Raw genomic sequence first — 9,490 nt, forward strand, 5'->3', positions numbered from 1 at the left:
ACATGTACAAAGTGCTGCTGGCCGATGACGAGCCGTTCGCTCTCGAAGGGCTGGAGCTGCTGGTCGATTGGGAGAAGCGCGGCTTCCGGGTCGCTCAGGTGTGCCGCAACGGCGAGGAAGCGATCGAGCATATCCGCCAAGACCCGCCGGACTTGGTCGTCACCGACATTCGCATGCCGGTGCTGGACGGGCTGGAGCTGATCGAGGAGACGCGCCGCTTAGGCAACCGCTCTACTCTGTTCGTCATTGCGAGCGGCTACAACGATTTCGACTATGCGAGGCAGGCGATGTGTCTTGGCGTCAAGCATTATCTAACCAAGCCGATCATCGGGGATGAAGTCGACGAAGTGCTGGAGCGGCTGCAGAAGGAGCTTCACGAGCGAGAGAGGCGCCAGCTCATTCGGGACGCCGCAGATCGTTATGCCGTCAGGCAAGCGTTATCGGTACTGCTCTTCGGAAGCGAGGAGGACGAACGGCAGGATGCGTTGCGGACACTGGGCCGCCTGAGCGGCCAAGCGTCCTATTGGACGTACATGCATGTAGAGACCGATGACGAAGGCTCGAGAGCCGCCCGCGAAGCCGCTCTTCGGATAGCAGACGGGCACGGCTGCTGTTATCTGATGGAAGGCAGTCGGGGCGCGTTCGGCCTCGTCGTCGGGTTGGCGCAGTCCACCGATGAAGGCATGCGCGCGTTCGCGAAGCGGCTGCTTGAGGCCATGCGGAGCAATACGGCCGGCCGAATCGAGATAGCCGTAGGCTGCGGCGTCGGCTGCTTGGGCGATTTGTCCAAGTCCTATAGCTGTGCCGCCGAGGCTGAGCGGTTTCTCTTCTATAGCGGAGACGCCATCGTTCATTACGAAGACATTCAGGATAAAACGCTGTCTCTCGACGTGGGGGCGCTGAAGGATGCTGACGCCATCGTAGAGGCCATGGAGATCGGCGGTCCGGACGATCTTGCGGCTGCGATCCGGCAAGCGTTCCGAAGGTTCGAGGAGCGTATGACGCTGCCGGAGCTGATCGGCATCTTCGCGACCCAGGCTGCGCTTCGCTGCGCCTCCGTCTACAAATACTTGGGCGGCGATCCCGACGAATTGCTTAAACGATCGAGCTTCTTCGCTGTCAGCGAGCCCGGCAGGCATCTGCAGGAGACGGCCGAGGCTTTGATCTCCTTCTGCTTGAACTGCCAGTCCGCCGTATTCGAGCTGCAGGGAAGACAGACCGGCGGCACGCTGGCGAAGGTCGCTGAATACTTGCGGCATCATTATAAAGAGTCGCTCACCATCAAGGAGATCGCGGAACGGTTCTATCTTCATCCTGTCTACTTAGGCCAATCGTTCTCGCGCAGGTACGGCAGAAGCATCCTTGACTATTTGCACGATCGTCGGATCGAGGAAGCGAAGCGGCTGCTCCGGGAGACGGAGGATGCCTCGTGGGCGATCGCGGAGGCGCTCGGCTACAAGGGCTATCAGCATTTTCTGAAGCAGTTCGAGAGGCGGCTCGGCATGAAGCCGAGCGAATACAGGCAGCAAGCTTCCGAGAGACGCTCGTCTCCGTCTGCCGCGCAGCCTTCTGAAGAACCTTAAATTTAGGGGGCGTAGAGCTTAAATCCGAATATGTTGCAAGCGCATACATCAATTCATAATGGAAGGAGCAAGGTAAACCGAATTCCAGAGGAGGAGCAAGACATGGGGGTTGCCACGAGAAAGAAGCTGTGGAGCTCATTGTCGCTCGGGTTAGCGCTTTGTCTCGCGCTCGCCGGCTGCAGCGGCAACAGCAGCAATTCTTCCGAGAGCGAGCCGTCGAGCGCGGCGACTAATTCGACAAGCGCCGGCGCTTCGGCATCGCCGTCAGCATCTGAATCCGATGCTTTGGAACCGATTACGATCTCGGCATTCATCGGCGCGCCGCAGCAGCAGCCAACGGCGGACAACCGGATCTACAAGAAGATTCAGGACGAACTCGGCGTGAAGCTGAACATGGAATTCCTGGTCGGCGATCTGCAGCAGAAGCTCGGCGTTATGATTGCAGGCGGGGAATATCCGGATCTCATTACGGCCGATCCGAAGCTCGTAACGGCGAAAGCGGTCATCCCGCTGGAGGATCTAATCGAACAGTATGGACCGAATCTGAAGAAGCACTACGAGAAATATTGGAACCTGATGAAGGATTCCAGCGACGGCCATATTTATTGGCTGCCGAACTATGGCGCCTATACCGGGGATTATCTTGCGACTGTATATCAAGGCCCGGCGTTCTGGATTCAGAAGGACATTCTTAAGGAAGCGGGCTACCCGACACCTAAGACGCTGGATGAATATTTCAAACTAATCAGCGACTACGCAGCGAAGCATCCGACGACAAGCGACGGCCAGCCGACGATCGGCTTCACGACCCTTGCGTACGATTGGCGGACATTCCCGCTCACCAACGCGCCGGAGCATCTCAGCGGCCATGCTAACGACGGCGGCGTCGTGGTCGATAACGGAGTTGCCACCGTGTTTGCCACCCAAGATATAGCTAAGACTTATTACAAGAAGCTCAATGAAATCTATAACCAAGGCCTGATGGACAAAGAAGCATTCGTTCAGAACTATGACCAATATTTGGCTAAGGTCGCTTCCGGCCGCGTGCTCGGCATGTTCGACCAGCGTTGGAACTTCGAACAAGCCGAGAATGAGCTGATCGGACAAAACAAAATCGGTCAAACGTATGTCCCCTTCCCGTTGACCTACGAAGGCGTCACGGATCACTATCTCGACCGTCCCGTTCTCAACTTGAACAACGGCTTCGGCATCAGCAAGGACGCGAAGGATCCGGTGCGCATCATCCAGTTCCTTGACGCGTTGGTATCCGAAGACTGGCAGAAGACACTGCAGTGGGGCGAAGAAGGCGTTGACTACCTGGTGGATGAGAACGGCAAATTCTACCGGACGCAGGAACAGCGCGATCAGCAGAATGATCCGACTTGGAAGCTGGCCAATAAAGCCGACGCATTATGGGCTTACGCGCCGAAGATGGAAGGCACCTACAGCGACGGCAACGCGACGGGGCCGGGAACCCAGCCGGACGAATTCTATAACTCGCTTAAGCCGGAGGACAAAGAGGTTCTTGACGCTTACCAGCATAAGACTTGGACGGAGTTCTTCACCCCCGCTCCGGAGAATCCAATCTATTATCCGGCTTGGAATATCGACTTGATTGACGGCTCCGACGCCTCGGTCGCCAATAAGCAAATGACAGACGCTACGCTTAAGTATTTGCCGAAGGCGATCATGTCTAAGACAGACCAATTCGATTCCGTCTGGCAAGAGTACGTAGACGCTTATGCGAAGATCAACGTGAAGGCGTACGAAGATCGGATCAATTCGCAGATTCAGTGGCGGATTGAGAACTGGAGCAGCAACTAACTGAAGGGATGATAGGCTGCGGAAAGCATCGGCGAACCGCCGGTGCTTTCTGCGCTTGACGTTTCCATTGGTGCCGGAAGATAGACAGGAGGAGAGAACGATGGCAAGCGCGCCGAAAGGGATATCATCGAATACAGCCGCGATGACTGCCGCACCCAAATCGTCCATATTCAAACGGATGCGCAGCCAGAAGCAGCTGATGCTCATGTCGCTGCCGATTCTGCTTTACGTCCTATTATTTTCTTACTACCCCATTTGGGGCTGGACGCAAGCCTTTCAGAATTACAAGCCGGCTCTGCCCTTTTCCCAGCAGGAATGGGTCGGGTTTAAGCAGTTTAATTTTCTTTTCAGAGACGATAGTTTCCTGAAGGTTCTGCGCAACACGGTCGGCATGAGCTTCATCAACCTTGTTCTTGGCTTCCTTACGGCGATCGCGCTCGCGATCCTGTTGAATGAGATCAAGAGCAGGCTGTTTAAGCGTACGATCCAGACTATCTCCTATCTTCCGCACTTTCTATCGTGGATTATCGTTACGGGCCTCGTTGCGAATGCGTTGTCGATAGACGGCGGGATTATCAATGTGCTGCTCATGAAGCTCGGATTCATTCAAGAGCCGATCATGTGGCTCAGCAAGCCGCATTACTTCTGGGGAATTGTAGGCGCTTCCCACGTCTGGAAGGAAGTCGGCTGGAACGCGATTATTTACTTGGCGGCTATCACGTCTATCGATCCCTCTCTGTATGAAGCGGCGGAGATCGATGGGGCGAATCGATATAAGAAAATGCTTCATATTACCTTGCCGGGAATCAAGTCGATCGTCATTATTCTGCTAATCATGAATCTCGGCTGGATTCTGGATGCGGGCTTCGAAGTCCAATACCTGCTCGGCAACGGCGTCGTCGTCGATTGGTCGCAGACGATCGATATATTCGTATTGAAATACGGCCTGCAGATCGGCAACTATTCGCTGGCAACCGCCGCAGGCATCTTTAAGACCATCGTCAGCGTCGCGCTAATCTTCGCAGCCAATACGGTTGCCAAACGTATTGGCGAGGACCGATTAATATGAGGAGGGCAACCTGATGAGAACTAGAACGCTTCGGCTCGAGCCGGTTGTCTTCCATCTATTCAACGCGACCGTCATGCTTGCGCTGGCAGTCGTCACGCTGTATCCATTCCTGAATACGCTGGCCGTATCGTTTAACGCGGGCAACGATACGATCCGCGGCGGCATCTATTTATGGCCTCGAATATGGACGGACCAGAATTACAGGGCGGTGTTCGCAGGCGGAACGATCTATCATGCCTTCTGGGTATCGGTAGCGAGAACGGTCATCGCCACGTTGCTAAGCCTGTTCCTGACCTCGATGCTGGCCTATGCGGTCAGCCGCAAGGAATATGTGTTCCGTAAGCCGGTTACGATCCTCATCGTGCTGACGATGTATTTCAATGCGGGGCTCATTCCTACCTATTTCCTGATCAAGGATCTGCATCTTCTGAACAACTTCCTGGTTTATATCATTCCAGGCCTGATCAGCGCGTTTAACATGATCGTCATTCGCACCTATATGCAGACGCTGCCGGAAGGGCTCATTGAATCGGCCAAGGTAGACGGCGCCGGCGACTTCCGGACGTTCTTCTCCATTATCCTGCCGCTCTGCCAGCCTGTTCTCGCTACCGTTGCGCTGTTCGTCGCGGTCGGGCAGTGGAATTCCTGGTTCGACACGTTCCTGTATGCTTCTTCTAAGCAAAATTTAAGCACGCTGCAGTACGAGCTCATGAAGCTGCTGTCCTCAGCGTCTTTCTCGAACACCAACCCAGCCGTAGCCAATAGCGGTGCAGGCGCAACACTTCAAATGGTTACACCGATATCGATCCGCGCAGCCATCACGATCGTGGCTTCCGTGCCGATTCTCGTCGTGTATCCCTTCCTGCAGAAGTATTTCGTGCACGGCATGCAGCTCGGCAGCGTAAAGGAGTAGCTTGATATCATGATTCCGATATGAGACATGGGAGGGATGGAAGGATGGCGGCTATAGATCCATTTGAGACGAATGTATCGCTCGCGGAAGCGTTCCAGAACGATTTTGCGATTGGCGCAGCGGTAAATGGGAGGACGATCGTCAGCCAGCGGGATTTGCTGAAGCGGCATTATAACAGCTTGACGGCGGAGAACGAGATGAAGTTCGAGAGCGTTCATCCGGCCGATGGCGTCTATACGTTCGAAGAGGCAGATCGCATCGCCGCATTCGCCTCCGAGAACGGCATGAAGCTGCGTGGTCATACGCTCGTATGGCACAACCAGACGCCGAATTGGGTGTTCCAGGACGAACGCGGCGGATCGGCGGATCGACAGACGCTGCTCGCCCGGATGAAAGATCATATCGATACGGTCGTTGGCCGTTACCGCGGCTCCATCTACTGCTGGGACGTCGTCAATGAAGCGGTAACCGATGAAGGGGAGGAATGGCTGCGGCCGACGAGATGGCTGCAAGGCATCGGCGGCGATTATATCGCCCAAGCGTTCTGGTTCGCCCATGTAGCGGATCCTGAAGCGCTGCTATTCTATAACGACTACAATGAATCCCACCCAGGCAAGCGGGAGAAAATTTACCGTCTCGTGAAGTCGTTGCTTGAGCAGGGCGTGCCGCTGCACGGCATCGGACTGCAGGCGCATTGGAACTTAACCGATCCGACGCTGGACGATATCCGGGCCGCGATCGAACGATACGCTTCGCTCGGCGTGAAGCTGCAGATTACGGAGATGGACGTATCGGTCTTCGAGTTCGAGGACAGACGTACCGATCTGACCGCTCCGACGGCCGATATGCTGCGGCGGCAGGAGGAGCGCTACGGGCAATTCTTCCGGCTGTTCCGCGAATATCGCGATGTGCTGACGAGCGTAACGTTCTGGGGGGCGGCCGACGACCATACGTGGTTGGATCATTTCCCAGTCAGAGGCCGCAAGAACTGGCCGCTGTTGTTCGATACGGAACAGCGCCCGAAAGGCGCGTTCCGCGAAGTCGTCAGCCTATAACCAAGGGAACGTTCCGCTCGGCGGATCTATGGTTCTTTGTCGAGACGTTGACCCATAGTTTACGGATACGAAGCCGAAGTCGTCCGAGAACAGCCGAGCGAGCTCATGAAGCAAGAAGAGAAAGGTAACGCCGGGAAGGGAGGATAAAGGCGGATGAAGCCGGACATGTCGGAACTGCCCGCCGCGTATCGGAGAGCGGCCGCAAGAGACAAGCGGGGCACCGTTCGAGAGGTCTCTTATCCGGTTAACCATTACATCAACGCGAATCGCCAATTGGTGACGAATCGCCATATCGATAGAAGAGAAGCGGGAAGAGAGACGGTACGGGGAGAAGCGATCCTGAAATCGTGCAACGTGTATCTACCGGCGGGATACGACGAGAGCGATCCGGATACCCGCTATCCTGCGTTGTATCTGCTTCACGGAGTAGGGGGAGACCAGTACGAGTGGCTGCGCGGCAGCGGGATGGAGATGGATAGCCCTAGAGCGGCAATCGCGAACCCTATCCTATGGGCGGACGTTCCGGATCCGTGCGTCATCCGGTCGGGGGATATATGGCAAAGGCTCGTGGGCCGCATGCTTGCGACACCATGACGGCATGTTCTATGTTGCCTTCTCCTGCAACGACATGAATCGAGACAACGGTTGAGAATTTGCCTTACGATAGGAGCCGGATCTATTTGAGGATCCGGTTCAACTTCTTAGACAGCACGTTGGATCATTTCATGGGCTGCCGTATTGGGTTGTTTCATTATGCGGCCAAGGATATCGGAGGAGTCGCCGATTTCGATTATTTCCATTACGAGAGAATGGACGAACGAGAAGGCTGCTACTAAAGGCTGTAATAATCGACTAGAATATAGGGGAGATCAATCAGGCGGAAGTCCGGAGGAGGTAACCATGAAAGTCGAACGGATCGTAGCAAACATCCGCACGGATCGAATGGAACAAGCTAGATGGTTCTACCAAGAGCTGTTAGGGCTCGATTTGTTAATGGATCATGGCTGGATAGCAACCTATGGTTCGGATCAAGAGATGAACATACAGATTTCGTTCGCTTCTCAAGGCGGTTCGGACACGCCTGTGCCTGATTTGTCTATCGAAGTTGATGATTTAGACGCTGCATTCGAACGTATGAAGGAAGCAGGGGTTCCAATTGAGTATGGACCGGTCATTGAGCCTTGGAGCGTCAAACGATTCTATGTGCGAGACCCATTTGGAAAGTTAATCAATATTCTCGCTCATCGCTGAGGACGAGACCGGGAGGGGAGGAGCCTTTGCGTTGAAAATATTATTTACTGCCATCTCTTATGGATTGATGTTGTTTGGCTGCCTATTTGGCGCGACGCTGTCGGATTTAGAATAATCTCGATGAAAGCATACAGTCGATCAAGTAAACGTAAAGAACTTCTTTGATAAACAACTTCAGGGGGCTTGAATTGAAGGTCAAACGAATCGTGACCAATATTCATACGAAAGATTCAGAGAAGGCTAAATATTTCTACCAAGACGTACTAGGACTCGACCTGTTGATCCTTGCGCATATAGATTAGGTTAAATTTGAATCGATGGGGGTTTGATCGAATGTTCTATGTCAATTCAAGGGCGATTATTGAGAGATATGCCGACGGTGAGCTGGAGATCGTTATTCAGACAAGAACAAAACCTAACGAGTCAGAAAGGATTGAATTACCTGGTGGAAGGATTGAACCCTATGAATCTCTTATCGCCGCGGTTATAAGAGAAGTAAAAGAAGAGACGGGATTAGATCTTATCGAGATAGAGGGAGAAGAGCTTCGAATAATAACGAATGGAACTGACTTTGAAGTCGAATGCCTAACACCTTTCGCTGCATACCAGACCATCAAAGGACCAGTCGATTCTGTCGGATATTATTTCAGGTGTAAGGCTAAGGGGGAATTATTAGTCACTGGTGATGACACTACAGGAATCAGATGGATAAGTGTTAAGAAACTGAATGCCATGTTTGCCGAGAACCCGTTGCAATTCTCGGATATCGATCAAGCCGGAATAAAGATCTATCTAAAGTCATTGCAATCAAAGGGCTGAAAAACATGAAAATAGAGATTGTTTCAGTTCCTTCATATTCGGGGATGCCGGAAAAGCGCTATTTTTCCGATAAGAAGAGGAGAATCTAATTTTGAGCAAAAAGATAGTTTATAAAAAGGGTTATAAGCAATTCTATATGCCGAAGACGCAGCCGGGAATTGTGGAAGTGCGGAGAATGGCATTTCTGATGATTAATGGTTCTGGTGACCCCAACGGTGGGGAATTTGTCAAGGCGACAGAAGCTTTGTATAGCTTGAGTTATGCGGTGGGAAGCTTTGACGATGAGCCGGAAAGCTTTGCACGAATGGAAGCGTTCTGTATAGAGCATGGATATATCCGTGCAAGCAAAATTCACCGGGAAATCTATTTATCAGATCCCCGTAAGACGGGACCAACAAAGCTGAAGACGGTGCTAAGATTTCCTGTAATAAGTGCAGACGCCAGAACATGCATATGACAACTTCCTTGTATCATTACTTCGATAAAAATATTGGCGCCTTCAAGAATCTCTCAAGTTTATCGGAAGAGCAAGCGTTGGAAGTATCAAATGAGATTAAGAAGAATGCTAATCCTCACTATATGACATATGCCGCAAGTGTGGAATAAAGATGGGATTAACGGCCCCGAGAGATATATCGAAGTTCAAGTCTGGGATGATGAAGTGATAAGAAGATTTATGAGACGGAGAATGGAGATATGAGATGATCATAAGAACCGAGATGGAGAAGGACTTCAAGGAAGTGTTTAACTTACACTTTCGAGCATTGGCGAATAGAGAAGATGAAGTTGATCCAGATCTACGAAGACAAGGATTTGGAAGCAGATTGATTAAGGAAGGTATAAGAAGATGCGAGGAGTTAGGGTACGAGCTTATCTTATTATAAATACCAAGGAGCTAAAACATGATCTTATTCCAATCGAATGAGCTCTGTGTGAGGGAAATAGAGCTTGGAGATGGAGTCTGTAAAATAGATTG

At 52.4% G+C, this 9,490-nt stretch carries 12 protein-coding genes; all 12 read left to right on the forward strand.

Features of this window, described 5'->3' with window-relative positions:
• The first annotated feature begins 2 nt into the window (after positions 1-2).
• The 12 genes from H4Q31_RS04895 to H4Q31_RS21950 all read left to right on the forward strand — a co-directional run bounded on the left by H4Q31_RS04895 (position 3) and on the right by H4Q31_RS21950 (position 9,398).
• Entirely contained in the window at positions 3-1,583 is a 1,581-nt protein-coding gene (locus H4Q31_RS04895) for a response regulator (RefSeq protein ID WP_185177945.1), read from the forward strand.
• 102 nt (positions 1,584-1,685) lie between these two features.
• A complete protein-coding gene (locus tag H4Q31_RS04900) occupies positions 1,686-3,407 on the forward strand; it encodes an ABC transporter substrate-binding protein (protein ID WP_185177946.1) in 1,722 nt (573 codons plus the stop codon).
• Between the two features lie 142 nt (positions 3,408-3,549).
• The gene (locus H4Q31_RS04905) at positions 3,550-4,476 is read left to right on the forward strand and encodes an ABC transporter permease (RefSeq protein WP_245347525.1); all 927 of its coding nucleotides are present in this window, start codon (positions 3,550-3,552) and stop codon (positions 4,474-4,476) included.
• Between the two features lie 13 nt (positions 4,477-4,489).
• On the forward strand, positions 4,490-5,389 hold the full coding sequence (locus H4Q31_RS04910) for a carbohydrate ABC transporter permease (protein WP_185177948.1): 900 nt from the start codon (positions 4,490-4,492) through the stop codon (positions 5,387-5,389).
• Between the two features lie 44 nt (positions 5,390-5,433).
• Positions 5,434-6,444, forward strand: coding sequence for an endo-1,4-beta-xylanase (locus H4Q31_RS04915; protein ID WP_185177949.1), 1,011 nt, complete (start codon positions 5,434-5,436; stop codon positions 6,442-6,444).
• 153 nt (positions 6,445-6,597) lie between these two features.
• The gene (locus H4Q31_RS04920; protein ID WP_185177950.1) at positions 6,598-7,038 is read left to right on the forward strand and encodes a hypothetical protein; all 441 of its coding nucleotides are present in this window, start codon (positions 6,598-6,600) and stop codon (positions 7,036-7,038) included.
• A gap of 86 nt (positions 7,039-7,124) precedes the next feature.
• The gene (locus tag H4Q31_RS04925) at positions 7,125-7,280 is read left to right on the forward strand and encodes a beta-xylosidase family glycoside hydrolase (protein WP_311771687.1); all 156 of its coding nucleotides are present in this window, start codon (positions 7,125-7,127) and stop codon (positions 7,278-7,280) included.
• A gap of 64 nt (positions 7,281-7,344) precedes the next feature.
• On the forward strand, positions 7,345-7,695 hold the full coding sequence (locus H4Q31_RS04930) for a VOC family protein (RefSeq protein WP_185177951.1): 351 nt from the start codon (positions 7,345-7,347) through the stop codon (positions 7,693-7,695).
• A 206-nt stretch (positions 7,696-7,901) separates the two neighbouring features.
• Positions 7,902-7,997, forward strand: coding sequence for a hypothetical protein (locus tag H4Q31_RS21550; RefSeq protein ID WP_376698213.1), 96 nt, complete (start codon positions 7,902-7,904; stop codon positions 7,995-7,997).
• Between the two features lie 31 nt (positions 7,998-8,028).
• Positions 8,029-8,514 (forward strand): NUDIX hydrolase, encoded by a 486-nt coding sequence (locus H4Q31_RS04935; RefSeq protein WP_185177952.1) that lies wholly within the window; start codon positions 8,029-8,031, stop codon positions 8,512-8,514.
• Between the two features lie 91 nt (positions 8,515-8,605).
• The gene (locus H4Q31_RS04940; RefSeq protein WP_245347521.1) at positions 8,606-8,971 is read left to right on the forward strand and encodes a GyrI-like domain-containing protein; all 366 of its coding nucleotides are present in this window, start codon (positions 8,606-8,608) and stop codon (positions 8,969-8,971) included.
• A gap of 262 nt (positions 8,972-9,233) precedes the next feature.
• Positions 9,234-9,398 (forward strand): GNAT family N-acetyltransferase, encoded by a 165-nt coding sequence (locus tag H4Q31_RS21950; protein WP_376698214.1) that lies wholly within the window; start codon positions 9,234-9,236, stop codon positions 9,396-9,398.
• The last annotated feature ends 92 nt before the right edge of the window (positions 9,399-9,490 follow it).

It is taken from the genome of Cohnella lubricantis (assembly GCF_014212015.1).
GTDB classification, from domain to species: domain Bacteria; phylum Bacillota; class Bacilli; order Paenibacillales; family Paenibacillaceae; genus Cohnella; species Cohnella lubricantis.

Bases quoted from the DNA above. Each gene is read 5' to 3' on its own strand.
- H4Q31_RS04930 (WP_185177951.1), top strand. From the start codon at position 7,345: ATGAAAGTCGAACGGATCGTAGCAAACATCCGCACGGATCGAATGGAA.
- H4Q31_RS04905 (WP_245347525.1), top strand. From the start codon at position 3,550: ATGACTGCCGCACCCAAATCGTCCATATTCAAACGGATGCGCAGCCAG.
- H4Q31_RS04900 (WP_185177946.1), top strand. From the start codon at position 1,686: ATGGGGGTTGCCACGAGAAAGAAGCTGTGGAGCTCATTGTCGCTCGGG.
- H4Q31_RS21950 (WP_376698214.1), top strand. From the start codon at position 9,234: ATGGAGAAGGACTTCAAGGAAGTGTTTAACTTACACTTTCGAGCATTG.
- H4Q31_RS04895 (WP_185177945.1), top strand. From the start codon at position 3: ATGTACAAAGTGCTGCTGGCCGATGACGAGCCGTTCGCTCTCGAAGGG.
- H4Q31_RS04910 (WP_185177948.1), top strand. From the start codon at position 4,490: ATGAGAACTAGAACGCTTCGGCTCGAGCCGGTTGTCTTCCATCTATTC.
- H4Q31_RS04920 (WP_185177950.1), top strand. From the start codon at position 6,598: ATGAAGCCGGACATGTCGGAACTGCCCGCCGCGTATCGGAGAGCGGCC.
- H4Q31_RS04915 (WP_185177949.1), top strand. From the start codon at position 5,434: ATGGCGGCTATAGATCCATTTGAGACGAATGTATCGCTCGCGGAAGCG.
- H4Q31_RS04935 (WP_185177952.1), top strand. From the start codon at position 8,029: ATGTTCTATGTCAATTCAAGGGCGATTATTGAGAGATATGCCGACGGT.